The organism is Companilactobacillus metriopterae (assembly GCF_004117915.1).
In the GTDB taxonomy this organism is placed as follows: domain Bacteria; phylum Bacillota; class Bacilli; order Lactobacillales; family Lactobacillaceae; genus Companilactobacillus; species Companilactobacillus metriopterae.
In genome coordinates this window covers 121,313-145,178 of the sequence record NZ_RSTD01000002.1, presented here as the reverse complement: position 1 = coordinate 145,178, position 23,866 = coordinate 121,313, and the positions used below count along the sequence as shown (strand labels likewise).

Annotated in this window: 18 protein-coding genes and 4 tRNA genes; 20 read left to right on the top strand and 2 right to left on the bottom strand. The window is 34.3% G+C overall.

The window, feature by feature from the left end; genetic code table 11:
- Nucleotides 1-25: 25 nt before the first annotated feature.
- The 4 genes from EKN01_RS05845 (at nucleotide 26) to alr (ending at nucleotide 4,616) form a co-directional block, all read left to right on the top strand.
- Nucleotides 26-1,390, top strand: coding sequence for a UDP-N-acetylmuramoyl-tripeptide--D-alanyl-D-alanine ligase (locus EKN01_RS05845; protein ID WP_129045364.1), 1,365 nt, complete (start codon nucleotides 26-28; stop codon nucleotides 1,388-1,390).
- A gap of 71 nt (nucleotides 1,391-1,461) precedes the next feature.
- Nucleotides 1,462-3,051: a degradosome RNA helicase CshA gene (gene cshA / locus EKN01_RS05840; RefSeq protein WP_129045363.1), complete on the top strand. Its 1,590-nt coding sequence runs from the start codon at nucleotides 1,462-1,464 to the stop codon at nucleotides 3,049-3,051.
- Between the two features lie 103 nt (nucleotides 3,052-3,154).
- Nucleotides 3,155-3,523 carry a holo-ACP synthase gene (acpS, locus tag EKN01_RS05835; protein WP_099975240.1) on the top strand — a complete coding sequence of 123 codons (369 nt, stop codon included), beginning with the start codon at nucleotides 3,155-3,157 and terminating at the stop codon, nucleotides 3,521-3,523.
- Nucleotides 3,516-4,616, top strand: a complete 1,101-nt coding sequence (gene alr, locus EKN01_RS05830; RefSeq protein ID WP_129045362.1) for an alanine racemase — start codon at nucleotides 3,516-3,518, stop codon at nucleotides 4,614-4,616. Before acpS ends, alr begins: the two co-directional genes overlap by 8 nt.
- 41 nt (nucleotides 4,617-4,657) lie before the next feature.
- Here the strand turns inward: alr and cbpA are convergent, their stop codons facing one another.
- A complete protein-coding gene (gene cbpA / locus EKN01_RS05825) occupies nucleotides 4,658-5,320 on the bottom strand; it encodes a cyclic di-AMP binding protein CbpA (RefSeq protein ID WP_129045361.1) in 663 nt (220 codons plus the stop codon).
- 184 nt (nucleotides 5,321-5,504) lie between these two features.
- On the bottom strand, nucleotides 5,505-6,491 hold the full coding sequence (locus EKN01_RS05820; RefSeq protein ID WP_099975236.1) for an L-lactate dehydrogenase: 987 nt from the start codon (nucleotides 6,489-6,491) through the stop codon (nucleotides 5,505-5,507).
- A 164-nt stretch (nucleotides 6,492-6,655) separates the two neighbouring features.
- Between EKN01_RS05820 and pth the strand changes: the two genes are divergently transcribed.
- The 16 genes from pth to EKN01_RS05740 all read left to right on the top strand — a co-directional run bounded on the left by pth (nucleotide 6,656) and on the right by EKN01_RS05740 (nucleotide 23,790).
- On the top strand, nucleotides 6,656-7,213 hold the full coding sequence (gene pth, locus EKN01_RS05815) for an aminoacyl-tRNA hydrolase (protein ID WP_129045360.1): 558 nt from the start codon (nucleotides 6,656-6,658) through the stop codon (nucleotides 7,211-7,213).
- 12 nt (nucleotides 7,214-7,225) lie between these two features.
- A complete protein-coding gene (gene mfd, locus EKN01_RS05810) occupies nucleotides 7,226-10,747 on the top strand; it encodes a transcription-repair coupling factor (RefSeq protein WP_129045359.1) in 3,522 nt (1,173 codons plus the stop codon).
- Nucleotides 10,737-12,302 (top strand): putative polysaccharide biosynthesis protein, encoded by a 1,566-nt coding sequence (locus EKN01_RS05805; RefSeq protein WP_129045358.1) that lies wholly within the window; start codon nucleotides 10,737-10,739, stop codon nucleotides 12,300-12,302. The genes mfd and EKN01_RS05805 overlap by 11 nt, the downstream gene beginning before the upstream one ends.
- Complete coding sequence (locus tag EKN01_RS05800; RefSeq protein ID WP_099975232.1) at nucleotides 12,303-12,545, top strand: RNA-binding S4 domain-containing protein; 243 nt, start codon at nucleotides 12,303-12,305, stop codon at nucleotides 12,543-12,545.
- 84 nt (nucleotides 12,546-12,629) lie between these two features.
- Complete coding sequence (locus tag EKN01_RS05795; protein WP_099975231.1) at nucleotides 12,630-13,025, top strand: FtsB family cell division protein; 396 nt, start codon at nucleotides 12,630-12,632, stop codon at nucleotides 13,023-13,025.
- Nucleotides 13,026-13,072: 47 nt separating this feature from the next.
- Nucleotides 13,073-14,416: a tRNA lysidine(34) synthetase TilS gene (gene tilS / locus EKN01_RS05790; protein ID WP_129045357.1), complete on the top strand. Its 1,344-nt coding sequence runs from the start codon at nucleotides 13,073-13,075 to the stop codon at nucleotides 14,414-14,416.
- Entirely contained in the window at nucleotides 14,409-14,954 is a 546-nt protein-coding gene (hpt, locus tag EKN01_RS05785; protein WP_129045356.1) for a hypoxanthine phosphoribosyltransferase, read from the top strand. Before tilS ends, hpt begins: the two co-directional genes overlap by 8 nt.
- Before the next feature lie 89 nt (nucleotides 14,955-15,043).
- Nucleotides 15,044-17,143, top strand: coding sequence for an ATP-dependent zinc metalloprotease FtsH (ftsH, locus tag EKN01_RS05780; protein ID WP_129045355.1), 2,100 nt, complete (start codon nucleotides 15,044-15,046; stop codon nucleotides 17,141-17,143).
- Between the two features lie 56 nt (nucleotides 17,144-17,199).
- Nucleotides 17,200-18,084, top strand: a complete 885-nt coding sequence (gene hslO / locus EKN01_RS05775) for an Hsp33 family molecular chaperone HslO (RefSeq protein WP_099975227.1) — start codon at nucleotides 17,200-17,202, stop codon at nucleotides 18,082-18,084.
- A gap of 68 nt (nucleotides 18,085-18,152) precedes the next feature.
- Nucleotides 18,153-19,157, top strand: a complete 1,005-nt coding sequence (dusB, locus tag EKN01_RS05770) for a tRNA dihydrouridine synthase DusB (RefSeq protein ID WP_129045354.1) — start codon at nucleotides 18,153-18,155, stop codon at nucleotides 19,155-19,157.
- 49 nt (nucleotides 19,158-19,206) lie between these two features.
- The gene (gene lysS, locus EKN01_RS05765; RefSeq protein ID WP_129045473.1) at nucleotides 19,207-20,685 is read left to right on the top strand and encodes a lysine--tRNA ligase; all 1,479 of its coding nucleotides are present in this window, start codon (nucleotides 19,207-19,209) and stop codon (nucleotides 20,683-20,685) included.
- A 68-nt stretch (nucleotides 20,686-20,753) separates the two neighbouring features.
- A tRNA-Val gene (locus EKN01_RS05760) sits at nucleotides 20,754-20,826 on the top strand.
- A 41-nt stretch (nucleotides 20,827-20,867) separates the two neighbouring features.
- Nucleotides 20,868-20,950, top strand: a tRNA-Leu gene (locus tag EKN01_RS05755).
- A 28-nt stretch (nucleotides 20,951-20,978) separates the two neighbouring features.
- Nucleotides 20,979-21,051 (top strand) — tRNA-Thr (locus EKN01_RS05750).
- 7 nt (nucleotides 21,052-21,058) lie between these two features.
- Nucleotides 21,059-21,130, top strand: a tRNA-Gly gene (locus EKN01_RS05745).
- Nucleotides 21,131-21,321: 191 nt separating this feature from the next.
- Entirely contained in the window at nucleotides 21,322-23,790 is a 2,469-nt protein-coding gene (locus EKN01_RS05740) for an ATP-dependent Clp protease ATP-binding subunit (protein ID WP_129045353.1), read from the top strand.
- Nucleotides 23,791-23,866: the final 76 nt, after the last annotated feature.

The window sequence follows — 23,866 nt, the reverse complement described above, 5'->3', positions numbered from 1 at the left end:
ATTTTTGATTTGGGGAAATTTTATTATGAAAATGAGACTTAAAGAAGTGTATTCTGCACTCAATATTGAAGCAGAAAATATCAAAGATATATCTATTACAGGTGTATGTTTTGATAGTCGTGAGGCAAAAGATGGGGATTTGTTCATTCCACTAATTGATCAACGTGATGGACATGATTTTATAGATAGTGCTATTAACAATGGTGCTGTTGCTTCTATTTGGCAAAGAGATCATGAAATTCCAGATGTCTCTATCCCACTTTTGGAGGTTAAGAATACTAGTGATGCTTTTGAAGCTATCGCAAAGTATTATCTTTCTAAGGTAAATCCTAAAGTTGTTGCAGTTACAGGTAGTAATGGTAAGACAACAACCAAAGATATGATTGCCAATGTGCTTTCAATAAATAATAATGTTGCAAAAACTCCCAAGAATTTTAACAATGAAATTGGTGTTCCTTTTACCATTTTGAATATGCCAGTTAATACAGAAGTTTTAGTTCTTGAAATGGGAATGGATCGACCAGGTCAAATAGAGGATTTGAGTACAATTGCAAATCCTGACTTTTCAGTTATTACCATGATTGGTGAAGCACATATAGAGTTTTTCCAGACCAGAGATAAGATCGCTGATGCTAAGATGGAAATTACTAGTCACCTTAGAGAAGATGGTCGTTTCATTTATGATGGAGATGAACCATTGTTAGTTCAAAAGGCTGAAAATATTGAGCAAGAACAACTTACTTTTGGTATGGGTACAGAGAATAGTATTTATGCAACAGAAGTTGTTTCAGGTAAGGACTATACTGAATTTAAAACAAACCTTTGGACAGATGAGAAATTTACTATTCCGATGATGGGCGAATATAATGTTAGAAATGCTTTAGCAGCTTTGATGATTGGTAAAATTTTCCATACTAGACCTGATCAAATGGCTAAATCTTTGAAAGAATTAAACGTTACTGAAAATCGTACAGAATGGTTAAAAGCAAGTAACGGAGCTGACATTTTAAGTGATGTATACAATTCCAATCCTACTGCTGTAATTGAAGTTTTAGACAATCTAAAGACCATTAAAACAGCAGGAAGAAAGATTATTGTATTAGGAGATATGCTTGAACTTGGCGATTTATCTGCTGAGTTACATGCATCATTGGCAGACCATATTGATCCTGATGACTTTGACAAAGTCTATCTAGTGGGAACTGACATGCAGCAATTGAATAACAAGTTAACTGATAAGTATTCATCTGAAGATTTGAAATTATATGATAAAGATCAACTAGATAATCTTGTCAGTGATTTGAAGCAAGAATTAGAACCAACAGACACAATCTTATTAAAAGCTAGTCACGGAATTCATTTGGAAAATGTTTTAAAAGACTTGGTTTAAGTTGAGATTATTACTAATAAATGGTAAATTAGTTTTTTATGCCAAAAAAGGCGTAGACTCGGAGGAAATTTGTGAAATTTAATGAATTAGGTTTAGACCCCACTTTAATTAGTGCGGTAGAAAAAGTTGGATATGTAGAAGCTACACCAATCCAAGCAGAAACAATTCCACTTGTATTAACAGGTGAAGACGTAATTGGACAAGCGCAAACAGGTACAGGTAAAACTGCTGCGTTTGGTTTACCAATTTTAAATAGTATTGATACTAAAGACCCAGCAGTTCAAGCTTTGATCATTTCACCAACTAGAGAGTTGGCAATTCAAACTCAAGAAGAACTTGCAAAATTAGGTCGTGACAAGCACGCCAAAGTTCAAGCCGTTTTCGGTGGAGCTGATATTAGAAGACAAATTAATGGTTTAAAAAACCACCCACAAATTGTTGTAGGAACACCTGGTCGTTTACTTGACCATATAAATCGTAAAACAGTCAAATTGGGAAATGTAAAAACAATTGTTTTAGATGAAGCTGATGAAATGTTAGACATGGGATTCATTGAAGATATCGAAAGTATTCTTTCAAATGTTCCTAATGAACACCAAACACTACTATTTTCAGCAACAATGCCAAAACCAATCATGAATATCACTAAGAAATTCATGACAGATCCAAAAGTTGTTCAAATCAAATCAAAAGAACTAACAGCTGACAACATTGAACAATATTATGTTAATTCAAAAGAATTTACAAAATTCAATATGATGACACGTATTATGCAAGTTCAACAACCAGATCTTGGTATTATTTTTGGACGTACAAAGAGACGTGTTGACGAATTAATTCGCGGATTACAAGCTCGTGGTTTCAAAGCTGAAGGTATCCACGGAGATATGTCCCAAGATAAGCGTTCTAGTGTATTGAAGAAATTCAAATCTGGAAAGCTTGAATATCTAGTAGCTACTGATGTTGCTGCTCGTGGTATCGATGTTTCAGGTGTTACTCATGTTTATAACTATGATATTCCTCAAGATCAAGATAGTTATGTCCACAGAATTGGACGTACTGGACGTGCTGGTAAGTCAGGTGTTTCAGTTACATTTGTTGCACCAAACGAAACTAGTTACTTGAGAGCAATTGAAAAGTTAACTAAAAAACGCATGACACCACTTGCACCTCCTACTGATGATCAATTGGTAAAAGGTCAAATGGAAGCTGTTGAAGAGGAAATACAGAGTACTCTTGCACACGGCAAAGGTTTGGATCGTTTCAAAGAACCAGCTGAAGAATTATTAAAGAAATACACACCAGAACAATTGGTTCAAATTTATTTGAACTCAGCTGTTAAGGATGAACACAGTGTTCCTGTTAATATCACACCAGAAAGACCACTTCCTTCTCGTGATGGTGGTTCATCTAGAGGCGGTAACAGAAGAGGCGGTGGTGGTCATTCAGGCAACCGTTCTCGTAATGGACATGGTGGCAGTAGTCGTGGAGGCCAAAGACGTAGTTACCGCGATAGAGATCGTGATAGCTCAGGCAGCCGTAATGGTACTAGTAGAAAAGATACTCACTCAAAGAGTAGAACTAATCCAGGAAATAAGGCTAACTCATCTAATAGAAAGTCTTCTTCTAAGAAGTCATTCAAGATTAGAACAAGTATCTAATTAAGCTATAAAAACAACTAAAATGTTATAATATTATTTAAAAGGTAGGGTAATTAATCTAATTACTGTGCCTTTTTTTATAGAAAAAATGGAGATAATTAATATGATTAAAGGATTAGGAATTGATATTGCTGAAATAGGTCGTGTGACGGATATTTATACAAAACATCCTAATTTCATAGAAAAGGTATTAACTGAAGAAGAAAAAGAACTTTTCTATCAACGTAATACTTTAAAAGCAAAGATGACTTTTTTAACGGGACGTTTTTCAGTTAAGGAATCATTTTCTAAAGCAATGGGAACCGGTTTGGGTAAAGTAGGATTCCATGATTTAAGCATATTAAATTATGAATCAGGTCAACCATATATAAAAACTGATATATATGATGGACCAATCCATGTTTCAATTTCTGATACTGATGAATTAGTAATCACTGAAGTTATTCTAGAGGAGTCTAACAACAATGAATAAATTAGATTACATGCCGTCTTATATTGAAGTTAATAAAGATAACTTGATAGATAATTTACAAAACCAAATGAAGATATTACCTGAAGATGCAACAGTTTTTGCTGTTGTTAAGGCTAATGCTTATGGACATGGTATGGTGGAAGTCGCTAAGTTAGTACTTGAACATGGTGTTAATGGACTCTGCGTTGCAACACTGAATGAAGCTGCGAAATTAAGAGAGGCTGGGATAAGTGCACCAGTTTTAGTATTGGGTATTACACCATATCAATATGCACAATTTGCAGCAGATAACGATATCTCATTAACAGTTGGTGATTTACCATGGCTAGAAAAGGCTGAGGTAAATAATTTAAAAATACATTTAAGCATTGATAGTGGCATGGGCCGTATAGGATTTCGAAAGAAATCTGATTTGCTGAAGGCATGTGAATTCATTGAAAATAACACTAACAAGTTCACAGCAGAAGGTATTTACACACACTTTTCAACGGCAGATAGTCCAGATGACAGCTATTTTCAAATTCAACGCAAAAGATTCAATGAAATGATTAGCAATTTACCAATAGACTTTAAATATATTCATTGTGCTAACTCAGCAACAGCTTTGTGGCACAAAGATATTGGAATAAATATGGTTCGTTTTGGTATTGGATTGTATGGACTAAATCCATCAGGAACAGATATCACAGAATTGCCGTATAAGCAAAAACCAGCTCTATCGTTATATTCTTCATTGGCATTTGTTAAGAGTGTTCCAGCAGGCGAAAAAATCGGTTATGGAGCAACATATACTACTTCCGAGGAAGAATGGATTGGTACAGTTTCTATGGGGTACTCTGATGGATGGTTGCGTAGAATGTCTGGATTTGATGTGTTAGTTGATGGTCAAAGATGTCCAATCGTTGGTCGTATCTGCATGAATCAATTTATGATTAAACTACCACATGAAGTGCCAGTTGGCAGCAAGGTTACCTTAATAGGTACTGATGGAAATGAAACTATCACTGCAACAGATGCAGCCGCATATTCTGGAACAATAAACTATGAAATTTTATGTAGTTTGGCTGAACATTTACCTAGAATCTATAAATAAAAAAAGACCTAATTAGAATTTTTTCTAATTAGATCTTTTTTTTATAATTTGGCTTTATTTAAAATTTTTCCAGAATGAATATCATCAATTTCTGACACAACAAAACCTTTTTTCTCTAGTTTGTTAATTACTACTTTCAATGTTTCTATATCAGTATCTGAAGGAAGAGAGAATAGAGTTCTACGAACTACCTCATTATTTTTACTATCTAAAGTAATACATGCCGTAATAGAAGAATGCTTAGAAATAATCTTTGACATTTTTTCCAGATCACCGTGTTCTCCTGGAGAACTAACTGTTAGAACGTAGCTACTGATATCCATTTTCCATGCATCAGACAACATACTCAATAAACGTGAGTGAGTTAAAATACCGTAGAAATTATTATTTTCATCTAGAACTGCAATATAAGGTAAATCTTTGATGTTGAAAAATACTTTAAAGAAAGGTGAGTCCACACTGATAGTTTTTGTGGCATTTTTTAGTAGGGAAGTTACGGGTTGAGTCATATCGCCACCACGAGATTTGTGACGATAAATGTGCATTTTGTAAATATTTCCCCTAAATATTTTACCTGTTTCATCAACAATAGGCACACAACGGAAACCTGAGTCTTCAAGTATTTTTAATGCTTCTTCTAAGGTAACAGTTTCTTGTACTGTAGTTAGATGATCCTTTGTTTGAACTAAAGATTTAACTAGCATGATATTCCTCCGGTCAATTATTATTAATTACAATAATACATTAAAATCTTAAAAATTAAAAGATTCTTAATTTAATGATAATTTTAAGGCATCTAAATACTATCGTAAGGGGATTTGAATGTTAATTTTGGGCAAAATAAAAAGCCCATCTCCTGTTGGAGAATAGACTTTTTAAAATGATGAATTATTGGCGAGCTTCAATTCCTGTTGCAGCAAATCCATCTTCGATAACTTTTTTAAGTTCATCAGCAGATTTCTTCATTTGTGCACTTTCAGTATCTGTAAGAGGAATTTCAAGAATATCGCGTAGACCTTTACGGTTAACGATAGCTGGAGAACCGATAAATACATCGTTTACACCATATTCACCTGTCATGTAAACAGATAATGGTAGAACTGTATTTTCGTCACCAAGAAGTGCTTTAGAAATTCTTGCTAGAGCTGTACCGATACCGTAGAATGTAGCACCTTTACGGTTGATAATGTTGTAAGCAGCGTTAACAACATTGTCATAAATTTCATCAAGTTTAGCTTGAGTGATTTCTGGATGTTTTTCCATCCATTCGTGCATTGAGATTCCACCGATTGTTAAGTGAGACCATGCAGCAAATTCTGAATCACCGTGTTCACCAAGAATGTAACCATGTACTGATCTTGGGTCAACGTTTAGTTCTTCACCAACAAATTTGCGTAGACGTGCTGTATCAAGTGATGTACCTGAACCAATAACACGTTCCTTAGGGAAACCAGATAGTTTCCATGTTGCATATGTAAGAATATCAACTGGGTTAGCAGCTACAAGGAAGATACCATTGAATCCTGATTCAACGATAGGATCAACGATTGATTTCAAAATGTTTAGGTTCTTGTTAACAAGGTCAAGTCTTGTTTCACCTGGTTTTTGTGGAGCACCAGCAGTGATAACAACTAGATCAGCGTCTTTAGCGTCTGAGTAGTCACCTGAGTAGATTGTTTTAGGTGCGGCAGAGAATGGTAGTGCATCGGCAATATCCAATGCGTCACCTTCAGTTTTTTCTTTAGCAATATCGCAAATTACAAATTCTTGAGCGATACCTTGAAGTGTCATTGCGTAAGCAAATGTAGAACCAACGGCACCATCACCAACTAGAAGTACTTTTTGGTGGTTTTTTTCGTTTGTTGGAGTTGTCATATTTAAAAATGTCCTTTCAAAATTAAATTAGTTCAATTTAATTATACAAATAACTTTCTAAAAATAACAGCATTTACATAAAAATTACATTTATAATTCACTTTTCTTATAAAGATATTGTAAGCGTGTAGTGTTATAATGGAACTTCGAAATGAGGTAGAGCAATGAAATTTGTTGTTGGATTAGGAAATCCCGGTAAAAAATATGATCGTACAAAACACAATATGGGGTTTATGGCGATTGATCAATTAATTGAAGATTATGGTGAAACAAGAACCAAAACAGACTTCCAAGCAGAATTTGTTAAATTCAAAGTAAATGGAGAAACTGTTTTTCTTGTTAAACCACTTACATTCATGAATGAATCAGGTCGAGCTGTCCGTATGTTGATGGGGTATTTTCAGGTCGAAGCTTCAGAAATTATGGTTATACAAGACGATATGGATATTCCTATCGGAAAAATAAGAATAAGACAAAAAGGTTCAGCTGGTGGACACAATGGGATTAAAAGCATCATCTCTTCTCTAGGAACTCAAGATTTTGCTAGAGTAAAAGTTGGTATTCAACACCCACAACGCCAATCTGTAGTTAACTGGGTTCTAACACCATTCTCTAAGGATGAAGAACCTGTGGCACTGTCAGGAATTGACAATGCAGTCAATGCAGTTAAAGATTGGATAGACGGAGAAAGTGTCGACCAGTTAATGAACAAATATAACTAATAGAGGTATATTGTGGAATTAACTGATTACATCTCAAATAAATTAGACCTTGGGAAATTTATTGATCAAGTCAAACCTGGAACTAAGAACTTATTGACAGGGTTGGTTGGATCAACGATTTCCCTATTTGTGTTGGATTCATTTAAGAGAACAAATAAAAAAATCCTACTGGTTGAAAATACGAATTTTCACGCTAATAAATTGTTCGATGAATTAAATTTGGTAGATGATATTGATACACATATTTTCCCAGTTGAAGAGGCGGTTTCATCAGAACTAGCAACTAGTTCACCTGATGAATTAGCTCAAAGAATTGACGCACTAGATTTTATTACTAGCGAAAAAGCTGGGATATTGGTGACGTCTATTTCTGGATTGGAGTATATTCTTTCACCAAAAGAATTGTATGAGAAATCTAGGATAAATTTAGTTTTAGATGAAGATTATAACTTAGAAGAACTTAATAAAATATTTGTTCAGATGGGTTATATAAAAGAAAAACTCGTAGCCAAACCAGGTGATTTTTCTATTAGAGGGGATATTATTGATATCTATCCACTAAATATGGATGATCCGATTAGAATGGACTTTTTTGGAGATCAACTGGAAAATATACGTACCTTTGATACAGAAAGTCAGCGTAGTATTGATGGATTAAAATCCGTAGAAATTTTACCAGCTGTGGATCGGATTTTTACATCGGAGCAACTATCAGCAGCTGCAGCAAAGCTACAAGAAGACTATGACAGTCAAATAGAGATAGACGATAAGATCGTAAAAGAAAATCTAGAGAATAGTTTTGGAGCTTTGTTGTCAGAATTATCTCAAGGTAATAGACCTGATAATTTGAGTAGAATTGTTGATTATTTAGATACAACTAAAACAAGTTTGTTAGACTACATGTCTGAAGATGACATTGTTATTTTTGATGAATACAATCGTTTAGTTGAGCAATCAAATAATAACTACTCTGATAATCAATCTTATTTAGCTAGCCAATTAGAATACGGTAAAATTTTACCTAATCAAAATATTCGTCAAAAATTTATGGATATTTATCCAAATAATAAAAGTGCCCAAATTTATCTATCCGCATTCCAACAAGGAATGGGGCGTATTCGACTTGATCAATTGGAAAATGTTTCGGTTAGAAGTATGCAGCAATTTTTCGGTCAAATGCCATTGCTAAAATCTGAAATAGATCGCTGGCAAAAGCAAGCATATACGGTATTGATTATTTTGAATGACAAAAAACGTATTGATTCAATAATGAGAACTTTGGAAGATTTTGAAATTAGTGCTGTTGTTACAAGTTCAGAAAAAATTATTGATGGTCGAACACAAGTAATTGAAAATCCGTTTGGTGAAGGTTTTGAATTACCTCAAAATAAATTGGCTGTAATTACTGAGAAAGAACTATTCAACAAAAAAGTTAAACGCCGTCGTCATCAGACTTTAGCTAACGCAGAAAGACTAAAAAGTTACAATGAGTTAAAACCTGGTGATTATGTAGTTCACGTTAACCATGGTATTGGTAAATTTACCGGAATGCAGACCATGGAAGTAGATGGTAAACATCAAGATTACATTACTATCGAGTATAAAGATGACGGAAGATTATTCATTCCTGTATCACAATTAGATCTTGTTCAAAAGTATGTTTCTGCAGAAGGTAAAACACCTAAAGTTAATAAACTTGGTGGTAAGGAATGGAGTAAGACTAAAAGTAAAGTTCAATCAAATATTGAAGATATCGCTGATGATTTGATTGAACTATATGCACAACGTGAATCTGAAGTTGGATATCCATTCCCAAAGGATGATGAACTGCAAAATCAGTTTGATGACGCCTTTCCTTATCCAGAGACGCCTGATCAACTGAGATCAATTGACGAAATTAAACATGATATGGAAAAACCACATCCAATGGATCGTTTATTAATAGGGGATGTTGGATTTGGTAAAACCGAAGTTGCTTTTCGTGCAGCCTTTAAAGCCGCCGAAAATGGTAAACAGGTAGTTTTCTTAGCACCAACAACCTTATTGGTACAGCAACATTACGACAATATGCGTGAAAGATTTGCAGGATTCCCAATAAATATTGGTGTTCTATCAAGATTTCAATCCCGCAAACAAGTCAAAGAAACCACTGAAAAATTAAAAAATGGTGAAATAGATATCGTAGTTGGAACACATCGTCTGTTATCGGATGATATAGAATTCAAAGATATTGGTTTATTAATTATTGATGAAGAGCAACGTTTTGGAGTTAAGCACAAGGAAAAAATCAAGCAATTAAAAGCAAATGTTGACGTTCTAACTTTGACAGCCACACCAATTCCTCGAACATTGAACATGTCTATGTTAGGTGTACGTGATTTATCAGTTATTGAGACAGCACCAAGTAATAGATATCCTGTTCAAACTTTTGTAATGGAACAAAATTTTGAAGTTGTAGCTAGTTCTATTCGTCGGGAAATGGAGCGTGGTGGACAGGTATTTTATCTACATAATCGTGTGGAAGACATGGATCGAGTTGCTGGCGAGATTCAGACATTTGTTCCAGAAGCAAGGATAGCTATAGCTCATGGAAGAATGACAGAGACACAAATGGAAGGTGTCATAGCTGATTTTTTGGCAGGAGAATATGATGTCTTAGTCACTACCACAATTATTGAAACAGGTGTTGATATGCCTAATGCCAATACTCTAATTGTAGAAAATGCTGATCAATATGGGTTATCACAGTTGTATCAAATAAGAGGCCGTGTAGGTCGTTCTAGTCGTGTAGCGTATGCCTATCTAATGTATAAACGTAATAAAGTTCTAACTGAGGTTGGTGAACAAAGACTAGAAGCCATCAAGAATTTTACAGAGTTAGGATCAGGGTTTAAGATTGCTATGCGAGATCTATCAATTCGTGGTGCTGGTAATCTATTAGGTAAACAACAACATGGATTTATTGATTCAGTTGGTTTTGATTTGTATACTCAAATGTTAAATGAGGCAGTTGCCAAGAAGCGTGGTCAAACTAAGACTGAAAAAACAAATTCAGAAGTTAATCTTCAACTAGAAGCTTATATTCCAAGTGATTATATTGAAGACCAAAATCAAAAAGTTGAACTATATAAACGTATACGTCAGATAGATTCAGAAGAAAATTACCAAGAAGTACGTTCTGAATTAATTGATCGTTTTGGCGAATACCCTAAAGAAGTTGATAATTTACTTCAAGTCAGTCTAATAAAGGCTTATTTAGATGAATCATTGGTTCAAAATTCAATGATGAAGGATAATATCGTTACTATTAAGTTTGCTAAGAATGCCAACAATTATCTAACAGGTGATTTGGTATTTAGATTGTTGGGTAATACTGAGATGAAAGCAACTGTCAATAATAGCAATGATGAATTTAAAATTATGTTAGATACATCTTCAGTCGACAATTGGGTTGAACAATTGGTTAATTTTACTCAAAAAATGGCAGAAGTTTTCGATAAATTAAAAGAGGATAAGCCTAAAAATGGAAAATAATTATAGCAACCGAGCTGTCAAAGGTGCTTGGATACTAGCTATTGCTTCATTTGTATCAGAATTTTTGAGTGCAGTTTATCGAATTCCTCTACAAAATATTGTTGGTGATCAAGGATATTTTATATATCAACAGGTTTATCCAATATATGGAATATTTACTGTTCTTTCACTGACTGGATTGCCAGTAGTATTGTCCAAAGTTTACGCTGATCAGGATGATGAAAGATCCAAGAGAAGATTATTTTTTAGACTTTTCTGGATATTGACGATAATTTCGGTTTTTATCACAGCTATTTTAGTTGTTTTTTCAGATCAAATATCTTTATTGATGGGTGATATAGGTCTAACAAATGAAGTAAAGATAGTTAGTTTGGCTTTCTTGTTGGTTCCATTAGAAAGTAATTTAAGAGCATATTTCCAATCAGATTTACTGATGCAACCAAGTGCAATTTCTCAAGTTATTGAACAGATAGTACGAGTATTCATAATAATTGTCAGTGCAATTATATTTGGTAAAGGAACTATTAATCTTTATCAAATGGGAACATTAGCAAATTCAGGTGCATTTTTTGGTGGGATTGCTTCTATTTTCATTCTGTTAATAACTTATATATACTTTTCTCGTATCAAAAATGAAGAAGAAACCAAAAAAACTAAACCTTTAGTAATCAGCAAAGGTCTAGTTTTTGAAATTGTTTTAATTGTAACTTTTACAGGAATTACGATTTTTTATCAGTTAATTGACACCTTCACAATGATTCATCAATTGAAATTGTTTGGATTTTCTTTGTATGATGCTGAAGTACAGAAGGGTATTTTTGATCGAGCACAACCAATTTTACAATTAGGTATTGTTATATCATTATCATTTGTTTCAAGTATCATGCCCCAGTTAAGAAGATCAAATAATAATCGCCAGATCATTTCCAGAATGGTACGTGTTTGTATCTGGTTATCATTTGCTGAAACAGCTGGTTTATTAGCATTGATGCCAGTTATTAATACAATGTTGTTCAAAGATAGCAGAGGATCTATCACGATAGGGGTATATTTACTGTCTATTATATTAATATCTTTGATCAATCTGATAGTTGTTATTTCTAGTGAAGATAAATCACAAAATCTCAGTAAGCTATCAGCATTTGGAGTTTCTATTTTCATTAAAATAGGACTTAATATATTCCTAGTATCCCGTTTTGGAATAATAGGAGCTGCGATTTCTACGGTTGCTAGTGAGCTAATATTATTAATCTGGATATTTATTAGTTATCAAAAGACTACGACAAATAGTTTGTTGAGTATTAAATTTATTTCCAAAGTATTTGTAACATCATTGATTATGGGAATTTTTGTTGAAATAATTTCCTTAGTAATGATGAAATTACTAGATTTAACAAGATTGTCTGGGATTTTAATATGCATAGTTTCAATTCCTGTAGGAGTAATACTATATTTTGTTATAACTAAGTATTGGAAAGTTTTAGATGTAAATGAATGGCAAATTTTGCCTAAAGGTAAATTTATCACCAGAATTATGAAAATTGAGGATAAATAAATGAGATTAGATAAATTTTTAAAGATAAGTAGAATTATAAAGCGTAGAACTGTAGCAAAAGAATTTGCAGATAACGGTCGCGTATTGATAAACGGACGACCAGCCAAATCTTCAACTTCTGTTGCTATAGGCGATATCATGGAACTTCAATTTGGTGAGAAGACTATGAAAATAAAAGTTTTGGATATAAAAGAAACAACTAAGAAGAATGAGTCAGCAGATATGTTTGAGGAAATTGTTTAAAGATTTTCTTAATATTGTATTAAAATTTTGTCCATAAATTTAAAAACTTGATATACTCGATACATAAGATCAAGGGGAAAATCTATGGAAGTTCGAAGAATAAAAGGTTCAGCTTTTTCTGTGATTAGTGCTAAATCACAGGTAAATAAGCAAATATCAGATCGACAATCATATGTTAGAAGTGTCCACAAAAGACGATTAATTGTAATAGGTATAGTCTTTGCAATTATTTGCCTTTATTTTGGTTCACAAATTATCTCCTCACATGCAACATACACAAAGACAAATGAAAGCATCTCAAAAACTAGTGATAATTTGAGAAGTCAAAGAGAAACAAATAAAGATTTAAAGATTGAAGTCAAACAATTAAACAACAAAAGTTATCTAGAAAAATATATTCGAGATAAGTATATGTACACAAAAGATGGTGAACTAGTTTATAATTTACCTGAAGATGCAACATCAAATATTGATAAATAAGGTTGAGACTTAGTCTCAACCTTATTTAATTACAATGGAGAAAAATAATGGCGATTAGCTTGCTGGAAATGGTACATGATATAAAAAAACAATTAAATAAATTTTCAGCCAATCGAATACTAGTCGCGGTTTCCGGTGGAGTAGATTCAATGGTTTTGCTGAAAACTATTGAAGAAATCTGTGATAAATCTGATTTTGCAGTTATTAATGTAGATCATGATTTGCGTGAACAAAGTAAATTTGATACAGATTTTGTCCAAAAATATTGTAAAGATAAAGGAATAATTTTTTACTCATCAATTTGGGTTCATCAAGGAGATATTTCTAAAGGTATGGAAGTGCAGGCCAGGGAATATCGCTATAACTATTTTTACAATGTGATGTCTACGGAGAATTTTGATACTCTTCTAACGGCACATCATCAAAATGATATTGCTGAAAATATTTTGATGAAGATGATTCGTTCAGGTAATTTATATGAAATTTCTAGCCTCAAAGTAAGAAGACCCTTTAAAGAATTTCAAATTGTTCGACCACTGTTGAATTTTTCAAAACAAGATATCAAAGAAATTGCCTATCAGGAAGAAATAGATTTTGTTGAGGATGAAACAAATTCTGAAGATATAACAATGAGAAATCGGATAAGAAACAGTGTTCTGCCATTATTTGAAGAGGAGAATGGTCAGTATCTAGAACATTTTGAATTATTCGATAAACAATTGAAAGGCCTGCTCCAGTTAGGGAACAGGTACTTTGACCAATTAGAACAAAAAATGAATTTACAGGTATCATCTGATAATATTATTGGTTTAGTATCTCCAGTGCTTGATTTAAATGATGAACAGATTTCACTATTTTGGGGAAGATTTTTCACAAAAAATCTGACCGCAATAAAGGTTAGTAATCGACAAATCGATATGATAACTTCCATCATTAAATCTGATAGACCGAACCTTAAAGTAGACTTGGATAAGGGATATGTATTCCTTAAGTCTTATGATAAATTTTCAATTAATTTTCAGAGTAAAAAGAAGAATCAATTCACAAAAAATATATCAATTAATGAAATAGTAAAAATTGAAAATAAAAAAATACTAATTGAAAGTTGCCTTGAAGAAGATGCTGATTTTTCTACAGATAATTCAGATCCTTTAATTGAGCTGAGAAATAGGATAAATGGAGATCTTCTTTTAATACAAAATGGGCATCATCAAAAGTTAAGTCGAAGATTAATCGACAAAAAAGTTCCAAAAGAACAGCGAGATAAATTACTTGTTTTGAGTATTAATAATCAGGTTGTATGGGTTGAAAAAAACTACCGTTTAAGGGATTATTTAAATAACGGAAATTATTTTTGGAAAGTCAAATTTGAAGAGGATTCTTATGAATAACGATATTAAAGAAATTCTAGTAACTCCAGAGCAAATTTTAGAAACTAACAAAAAATTAGGTGCTCAGTTATCAAAAGATTATGAAGGTAAAAATCCACTATTTGTCTGTATTTTACGTGGTGCAGCTATGTTCATGATGGATTTAATAAAGAATGTTGATATTTCACTGGAATATGATTTTATGGATGTTTCAAGTTATGGTGGCGAAAATACTGTTTCTACAGGTGAAGTGAAAATCATCAAAGATTTGGATACTTCAATCAAGGGACGAGATGTTGTCATCGTCGAAGATATCATTGATACAGGTATCACATTAGATTCATTATTGGATCTTTTGAACGCGCGTCAGGCAAAGTCAATAAAGATTGTATCTTTCCTAGATAAACCTGATAGACGTGTTAAATCTATTAAAGTTGATTACACAGGCATTCAAATTCCAGATGAATTTGTAGTAGGCTATGGTATGGACTATGATGAAAAATATCGTAATTTACCTTATGTTGGTATTTTAAAGCCAGAAGTATATAATACGAAATAATTTAATGATATTAGTCTAATTTATGTACATATATTATTAATTAAATGTTACAATAATTTTCGTTAAATTCAGGAGGAAAGTAAACATATATGAAAAATAATCGAAATAGACTTTTTAGTAATAGTCTGTTTTATCTTTTACTTGTTGTTGTTCTTGTATTAGCGGGTAGTTGGTTCGTAGGTGGACAATCTAACACCACAACTAAGACTTTGTCTCAAGATCAATTTATTAGCCAGTTGAAAGATGGAAAAATAAAAAATTATACAATCCAACCAGGTGGAAGTGTCTACTCTGTGAGTGGTGAGTATAAGACAGCTCAAAAAACAAAATCATCGTCTAATTCTGTTTCACTATTTGGAAGCTCAAATTCTAAGAGTAGTGAAGCCAAGAATTTTACTACAACTGTATTACCAAACAACAGTACTCTAGCAAGTATTAGTAGTGCTGCAAAAGATAACAATGTTAAAGCTACAACTAAACAAGAATCATCATCTGGACAATGGATTTATTCCATTCTAGTGATCGGTTTACCATTACTTGTCATTTTCTTTATCTTTAGTTCAATGATGGGACGTGGTGGTCAAGGTGGCCAAGGCGGAGCTAACAGAATGATGAACTTTGGTCGTTCAAAAGTTAAGCCAGAAGATCCTAAGAAGAACAAGATCAGATTCTCTGATGTTGCTGGTGCAGAGGAAGAGAAACAAGAACTTGTTGAAGTTGTTGAATTCTTAAAAGATCCTCGTAAGTTTGTGGCACTGGGTGCCAGAATACCTTCAGGTGTATTACTTGAGGGACCTCCTGGTACTGGTAAAACATTGCTAGCTAAGGCCGTTGCCGGTGAAGCTAGTGTGCCATTCTACTCAATTTCTGGTTCTGACTTCGTTGAAATGTTCGTCGGTGTCGGTGCTAGTCGTGTACGTGATTTGTTCGAAACTGCTAAGAAAGACGCTCCAGCAATCATTTTCATTGATGAAATTGATGCCGTTGGTAGACAACGTGGTTCTGGTACTGGTGGTGGAAATGATGAACGTGAACAAACACTTAACCAATTGCTAATTGAAATGGACGGATTTACTGGTAATGAAGGTGTCATCGTTATGGCAGCTACTAACCGTTCTGATGTTCTGGATCCTGCTTTACTACGTCCGGGTCGTTTTGACCGTAAGATCCTTGTTGGTCGCCCAGATGTTAAGGGACGTGAAGCTATTCTTGACGTTCACTCTAAGAACAAACCATTTACAGATGATGTTGATCTAAAAGTGGTTGCTCAACAAACACCAGGATTTGTTGGTGCCGATCTAGAAAACTTGCTTAACGAAGCTGCTCTTGTTGCTGCTCGTCGTGGTAAGAAGAAGATTGATTCAACAGATATTGATGAAGCTGAAGATCGTGTAATTGCTGGTCCAGCTAAGAAGAATCGAGTTATCTCTGATAAAGAACGTAACATGGTTGCTTATCACGAAGCAGGACATGCTATTATCGGTCTTGTACTTAGTGATTCACGTGTCGTTAGAAAAGTTACAATTGTACCTCGTGGACGTGCTGGTGGATACGCAATTATGCTTCCTAAAGACGATCAAAACTTAATAACTAAAAAAGAATTGACTGAACAAATGGCAGGGCTACTTGGTGGACGTACAGCTGAAGAAATTGTCTTCAACTCACAATCATCAGGTGCCTCAAACGATTTCGAGCAAGCAACACAAATTGCAAGAACAATGGTTACAGAATATGGTATGACTGAAAAACTAGGTACTGTACAACTAGAAAAAGACGGTCAACCATTCTCTGGTGGATATCGTTCAGTTCCTTCTTATTCGCAAGATACTGCTACATCTATTGACGGAGAAGTTAAACGTTTAATTGATGAAGCACATGAACAAGCTCATCAAATTATTGAAGATAATCGTGACAAGCATAAATTGATTGCTGAAGCATTATTGAAATATGAAACACTTGATGAAAAAGAAATACTTAGTCTATTCAACGATGGTAAGATGCCTGAAAGTGCAACAGCTTCAGCTTACCCAAGTGAAAAGGCTGGTACTTTCGAACAAGCTAAACAAGCTGTTGAAGCTAAAGATGCTGAAAAACAAAAATCTGAAGAAGTTGAAGAAAATACTGAAAAGAAAATTGATAATACAACTTTCCCATCAGAAAAAGATGATTCTTCATCAGATGATAAATAATAATTCAGGAAGGCGACTCGTGAGAGTCGCTTTTCTTGATTTTAAGGAGTAAATATATGGCAGACAATATGATTAAAGCTGTTTCTACAGATGGAAAATTTAGAGTTTATGTTGTAAATGCTAAGAACACTGTTTCGGAAGCACAAAGACGACACGATACATGGAGTAACTCTACTGCTGCATTAGGTAGAACTATGATCGGTTCTATTTTGGTAGCGACATCAACATTGAAACAAGATGAACTTATAACAACAAGATTAATCGGTAATGGACCCGCAGGAGCTGTAATTGTTGATGCAAATGCTTATGGAAATGTTCGTGGATATATCCAAAATCCACATGTGAGTTTGCCGTTAAATGACAATCAACATATAGACGTTAGAGGTGCAGTTGGTGATTCTGGAACACTAAGTATTACCAAAGATTTGCATTTGAAGGAACCGTTTACTGGTCAAGTACCTATAGTTTCCGGAGAAGTCGGGGATGATTTTGCCTATTATATGGCTAAGTCAGAACAAATACCTTCAGCTGTTGGAGTGTCAGTATTTGTTCAACCCAATGAAACAGTTGGTGCAGCTGGTGGATTTTTGATTCAGACATTGCCAGATGCAACTGATGAAGATATTGAACATATTGAAAAGAACTTGTCTGAAATGACTCACATCTCAAGACTTTTCAACGAAGGGTTAACTAATGAACAAATTCTAGAAAAATTGATGAATGGTATTGAAATGAAAGTGTTAGAAACTATTCCTGTAAAATTTGTCTGTGATTGTTCTAAAGAAAAATTTGCAAAATCTCTAGCAACATTGTCAGATGACGAAATCCAAGCAATGATTGATGAAGACGGTGGAGCAGAGGCAGTTTGTCATTTTTGTTCTGAAAAATATCAATTTAGCAAAGAAGATTTGGAAAACATCTTGCAAGAAAAAAATAGTTAATCTGGAAAGATTTGCAAAAATTTGCTATGATGATTTGATGTAATTTATTAAGTACTGAGGTAGATATTATGGAATGGAAAATTGGAGACGTTACAATTCCCAATCAAGTAGTTGTAGCACCTATGGCAGGAATAACTAACTCATCATTTAGAATGACAGCTCGTGAATTTGGTGCGGGCATGGTTGTCTGTGAAATGATCAGTGATCAAGGTATTCATTATCGAAATGATAAAACTTTGAATATGTTATTTGTTGATCCTAAAGAACACCCAGTAAGTATCCAAATATTTGGTGGTAGCAAAGAATCACTTGCAGAAGCAGCTCAGTATGTTGCTGAAAATACTGCTGCAGATATTATTGATATCAACATGGGTTGCCCAGTTAAAAAGATAATCAAATCAGATGCCGGTTCAAAATGGTTGTTGGATCCTGATCAAGTTTATGATGTTGTTAAAACTGTTAGTTCAGCAATTGATAAACCTCTGACAATTAAGATGCGTACTGGTTGGGATGACGATCACATTTATGCTGTTGAAAATGCTTTGGCTGCCCAAGAAGGTGGAGCTGCAGCAATTGCTATGCATGGTCGTACTCGTGAACAATTTTATTCTGGTAAAGCTAACTGGGATATTTTGCATGATGTTGCTGAAAAACTAACCATTCCATTTATGGGAAATGGTGATGTTAAGACACCTCAAGATGCTAAATATATGTTGGACGTTGTCGGCGCTGATGCTGTAATGGTTGGTCGTGCAGTTTTAGGTAACCTATGGAAACTAAACGCAATGCAACAATATATTGAAACAGGTATTTTAGTGCCAGATCCAACAACTCGCGAAAAAATTGATATTGCCAAAGTTCAACTTGAACGCCTAGTAGACTTAAAGGGTGAAGAAATCGGAGTTCCAGAATTCCGTCAACAAGCTGCTTACTATCTAAAAGGTATTCCTCATGCTGTTAGAACACGTGCAGAAGTGATGAAAGTTGATACAATGAAAGAAGTATTTGATTTACTAGATTCATTCGTTGAACAATCAGAAAAAAGAGAAGCTAAGACTGCTAAAATTTCATAATTAATAAGGGGTGAAACAAGTGGGAAAGAATAATCCAAATGGTACTCAAATGAACGACCAATTAAAGGTTAGACGTGAAAAACTTGCTGAATTATATGATGCAGGAATTGATCCATACGGTTCAAGATTTGTAAGAACAGAACTTGCTCAAGATATTCATGACAAGTATGAAGATGAGACAAAAGAAGTTTTAGATGAACAAGAAACACATGCTGTCATAGCTGGGCGTATCATGACAAAACGTGGTAAGGGAAAAGTAGGGTTCGCTGATATAAGGGATCGTACAGGCAGAATTCAAATTTATGTTCGTAAAGATGAAGTCGGCGAAGAAAATTACCACATCTTTAAACGTGCTGATATTGGTGATCACCTGGGTATTGAAGGTGTCATCATGAAAACTGATATGGGTGAATTGACTGTCAAAGCTACTAAAGTAACTATGTTGTCAAAAGCTCTTAGACCATTACCAGATAAATTCCATGGTTTGACAAATATCGAGCAAAAATATCGTCAAAGATATCTTGATTTGATTGCCAACGAAGATAGTTATGATCGTTTCCACAAGCGTTCTAAAATTATTTCAGCTGTCCGTGAATATCTAGATTCAAATGATTTTCTTGAAGTAGAAACACCTGTTCTTAACGCTCAAGCTGGTGGAGCTTCTGCAAGACCATTTATTACTCACCACAATGCATTAGATGCTGACATGTATTTGAGAATAGCGCTAGAACTTCACTTAAAACGTTTGATTGTAGGTGGCTTTGAACGTGTTTATGAAATAGGTCGTGTTTTCCGTAACGAAGGTTTAGATACTCAACATAACCCTGAATTTACAACATTGGAAACATATGCTGCTTACTTTGATTTCAATGATGTTATGGATGAAACTGAAGGCATCTTCAGATATGCTGCACAAAAAGCATTGGGAACTCAAAAGTTTACTTATCAAGAACAAGAAGTAGATTTAGAGAAACCTTTCAAGCGTGTACACATGGTTGATGCTATTAAAGAAAAAGCTGGTGTAGACTTCTGGCAAGAAATGTCTATTGAAGATGCACGTAAACTTGCTGATGAAAAAAATGTTAAGTACGAAGAATATTGGGGAGTAGGTCATATCATTAACGAATTCTTTGAAGAATTTGTAGAAGATACGATCAAAGAACCAACATTTATTTATGGACATCCGGTAGAAGTATCACCTTTAGCTAAGAAAAATAAAGAAGACGAAAGATTCACAGATCGTTTTGAGTTATTTATCTTAGGACATGAATATGGTAATGCCTTTACTGAATTGAATGATCCTATCGACCAACGTCAACGTTTTGAAGAACAATTGAAAGAACGCAATGCTGGTAATGATGAAGCTGAAACTATTGATGAAGATTTCGTAGAATCACTAGAATACGGTATGCCACCAACCGGTGGTTTAGGTATCGGAATTGATCGTTTAGTTATGTTACTAACCGATGCACCATCAATTCGTGATGTTTTACTATTCCCAACAATGAGAGTAGACGAAGAAAAATAAAAAAAGTCAACGGAAACGTTGACTTTTTTTATTTGCCTTGGGTATAATAATATAGTTGTTTCAAACATGGAGGATTAGCTCAGCTGGGAGAGCATCTGCCTTACAAGCAGGAGGTCACAGGTTCGATCCCTGTATCCTCCATTGGTAGTTTTTCTACCGATGGTTATATTATTTATGGTTTTGCGGGTGTGGCGGAATTGGCAGACGCGCTAGATTTAGGTTCTAGTGTCCAGTGGACGTGAAGGTTCAAGTCCTTTCACCCGTATTCTTAACGTTAAACTAATTAGTGTTAAGCCGACTTAGCTCAGTTGGCAGAGCACCTGTCTTGTAAACAGGGGGTCGGAGGTTCGAATCCTCTAGTCGGCATTCATTTGCGGAAGTAGTTCAGTGGTAGAACATCACCTTGCCATGGTGGGGGTCGCGAGTTCGAATCTCGTCTTCCGCTTCATTGAAAAAGAACAACCAGTATATACTGGTTGTTCTTTTTTTGATGAATTATTATACAAATGCAATGAGCTAAGTAAAGATCTTATTAACTTCAGTGCGGTATAATAATTAGTATAGATTAATGACTTGCAATTTTTGAAAACAGTTTTATACTAGCAAGACATACATGAATGAAATGAGGTGTTCTCAATGGAAAAGGCTTTTACAGAGAGCGCAAAAAATGCATTAATTCTCGCTCAAGATCAGGCAAAGTCTTTCCATCATAATGCGGTTGGTTCAGAACATATTTTACTTGGATTGACTATGGAGAATGATGGTATTGCCGGAATTACGTTAAGAGATTTATCAATTAGTACAAAAGATGTTGAGGAAGAAATCGAACATCTAACAGGATATGGAGATACTTCATTAAGTGCACCACAGAATATTTATTTACCATATTCTCCAAAGGGTCAAAAGATTTTGACTATGGCAGAAGAATTATCAGGACAATATAATTCTAACCGTGTTGGTTCAGAACATATTTTGATGGCTATCTTAGATGATTCTAACAATCTGGCAAATCGTATTTTGAGTAACCTTGGACTAAGTTTGACTAAGACTAAAGAATTACTTCTTAATAAGATGGGACTAAACGGCAAGACAAACCGTCGTAACATGGCACTTGCTGCCAAGAAGAAGACTTCAGAAGGAACACCAACTCTTGATTCTTTGGCAAGGGATATCACAGAATCTGCTAGAGAAAACTTAGTGGATCCTGTAATTGGTCGTCACAAAGAAGTTGAACGTACTATTCAGATTTTAAGCCGACGTACAAAGAACAACCCTGTTTTAGTTGGTGAACCTGGTGTTGGTAAAACAGCTATTGCTGAAGGATTAGCACAGGCTATTGTATCTAAAGAAGTTCCGCAAGATCTACAGAATAAGCGAATCATGATGCTTGATATGGGTTCACTTGTTGCGGGAACTAAGTACCGTGGTGAGTTTGAAGACCGTTTGAAGAAAGTTATCGAAGAAATTTATCAAGATCAAAATGTTATTTTATTTATTGATGAATTACATACTTTGATTGGTGCTGGTGGTGCAGAAGGTGCTATTGATGCTTCTAACATCCTAAAACCAGCATTGGCTCGTGGTGAGTTGCAAATGATTGGTGCTACAACTCTTGATGAATATCAAAAGTATATTGAAAAAGACGCTGCACTTGAACGTAGATTTGCCAGAGTAATGATAGAAGAACCATCAACTCAAGAGACTAGACAGATTTTAGATGGTTTACGTCCACGCTATGAACAACATCATGGACTATCAATTTCCGATGATGCATTAGATGCTGCAGTTACCATGTCAGATCGTTATTTGACCAATCGTTTCTTGCCAGATAAAGCAATCGACTTAATTGACGAAGCATCAGCAAAAGTTAAGATAGAAAACACTTCATCTATGTCTAAATTAGATGAACTTAATGAAGAGCTATCATCGCTTATTAACAATAAAAATCATGCTATATCAGAGCAAGATTTCCAAGAAGCAGCAAAAATACGTGAAGATGAACAAGATTTGCAAAAACGTATAGATAGTTTAAGTGCTTCTAAGACAACTAAAGCTACAAAGAAACCGGTGGTAACTGGTGATGATATTGCTTCTGTTATTTCACAGTGGACAGGCGTTCCTGTAAATCAAATTACTAAAAAAGAAAGCGATCGTCTTCTTAATTTAGAAAAAGATTTACATAAGAGAGTTGTTGGACAAGATGACGCTATTAATGCTATTTCTCGTTCAATTAGAAGAGCAAGAAGTGGATTGAAAGATCCAAGTCGTCCGATAGGATCATTCCTATTCTTAGGACCTACAGGTGTTGGTAAGACTGAATTAGCTAAATCTATTGCTGAATTGATGTTTGGATCAGAAGACAATATGGTCAGAATTGATATGTCAGAATATATGGATTCTGTAAGTACTTCTAAATTGATTGGTTCTGCTCCAGGCTATATTGGCTACGATGAAGGTGGACAATTAACAGAAAAAATTAAGAATAATCCTTATTCTGTAATTCTATTGGATGAAGTAGAAAAAGCTCATCCAGATGTCTTCAATGTCTTACTACAAGTTCTAGATGATGGAGTACTGACAGACTCTAAGGGAAGAAAAGTTGATTTTAGAAATTCAATTATCATCATGACTTCCAACTTAGGTGCTCGTCAATTGGAAGAAGATAAGTCTGTTGGATTTGGTGCTAAAGATGCTAAAACTGATTATGCAGAAATGCAATCACGTATTAACGCAGAGTTGAAGAGATTCTTTAGACCTGAATTTTTGAATCGTATTGATGAAACAATTATCTTCAAATCACTAACACAAGATCAGTTGAAAGAAATTGCTAAGATTATGAGTACTAGTGTTAAACAAAGACTTGCAGATCTTTCAATTAAATTGGAAATTTCTTCTTCTGCATATGCGGATCTATCAAAGGATGGCTATGAACCAGAATATGGCGCACGTCCAATGAGAAGAACTATCCAAAGAGAGATAGAAGATCCAGTTAGTGAATTATTATTAACTAATCAAGCAAAACCTGGAGATACAATTAAAGTTGGTTCAACAAAAGGTAAGATTAAAATATCAGTTGTTGGAAAAGAAAAAACAGAAGTTCATTAACGTTGAGCTACTGATGTTGACTTTGAGTATATATCAGAGTATTATAGATTTTAAGTTTTAAAGTTAAATGAGTTAA

Excerpts from the sequence above, each read along its gene's own strand:
- ftsH (WP_129045355.1), top strand. The coding sequence starts at position 15,044 with ATGAAAAATAATCGAAATAGACTTTTTAGTAATAGTCTGTTTTATCTT.
- alr (WP_129045362.1), top strand. The coding sequence starts at position 3,516 with ATGAATAAATTAGATTACATGCCGTCTTATATTGAAGTTAATAAAGAT.
- dusB (WP_129045354.1), top strand. The coding sequence starts at position 18,153 with ATGGAATGGAAAATTGGAGACGTTACAATTCCCAATCAAGTAGTTGTA.
- lysS (WP_129045473.1), top strand. The coding sequence starts at position 19,207 with ATGAACGACCAATTAAAGGTTAGACGTGAAAAACTTGCTGAATTATAT.
- EKN01_RS05805 (WP_129045358.1), top strand. The coding sequence starts at position 10,737 with ATGGAAAATAATTATAGCAACCGAGCTGTCAAAGGTGCTTGGATACTA.
- hpt (WP_129045356.1), top strand. The coding sequence starts at position 14,409 with ATGAATAACGATATTAAAGAAATTCTAGTAACTCCAGAGCAAATTTTA.
- EKN01_RS05845 (WP_129045364.1), top strand. The coding sequence starts at position 26 with ATGAAAATGAGACTTAAAGAAGTGTATTCTGCACTCAATATTGAAGCA.
- EKN01_RS05800 (WP_099975232.1), top strand. The coding sequence starts at position 12,303 with ATGAGATTAGATAAATTTTTAAAGATAAGTAGAATTATAAAGCGTAGA.
- EKN01_RS05820 (WP_099975236.1), bottom strand. The coding sequence starts at position 6,491 with ATGACAACTCCAACAAACGAAAAAAACCACCAAAAAGTACTTCTAGTT.
- acpS (WP_099975240.1), top strand. The coding sequence starts at position 3,155 with ATGATTAAAGGATTAGGAATTGATATTGCTGAAATAGGTCGTGTGACG.
- EKN01_RS05795 (WP_099975231.1), top strand. The coding sequence starts at position 12,630 with ATGGAAGTTCGAAGAATAAAAGGTTCAGCTTTTTCTGTGATTAGTGCT.
- tilS (WP_129045357.1), top strand. The coding sequence starts at position 13,073 with ATGGCGATTAGCTTGCTGGAAATGGTACATGATATAAAAAAACAATTA.
- cbpA (WP_129045361.1), bottom strand. The coding sequence starts at position 5,320 with ATGCTAGTTAAATCTTTAGTTCAAACAAAGGATCATCTAACTACAGTA.
- hslO (WP_099975227.1), top strand. The coding sequence starts at position 17,200 with ATGGCAGACAATATGATTAAAGCTGTTTCTACAGATGGAAAATTTAGA.
- pth (WP_129045360.1), top strand. The coding sequence starts at position 6,656 with ATGAAATTTGTTGTTGGATTAGGAAATCCCGGTAAAAAATATGATCGT.
- EKN01_RS05740 (WP_129045353.1), top strand. The coding sequence starts at position 21,322 with ATGGAAAAGGCTTTTACAGAGAGCGCAAAAAATGCATTAATTCTCGCT.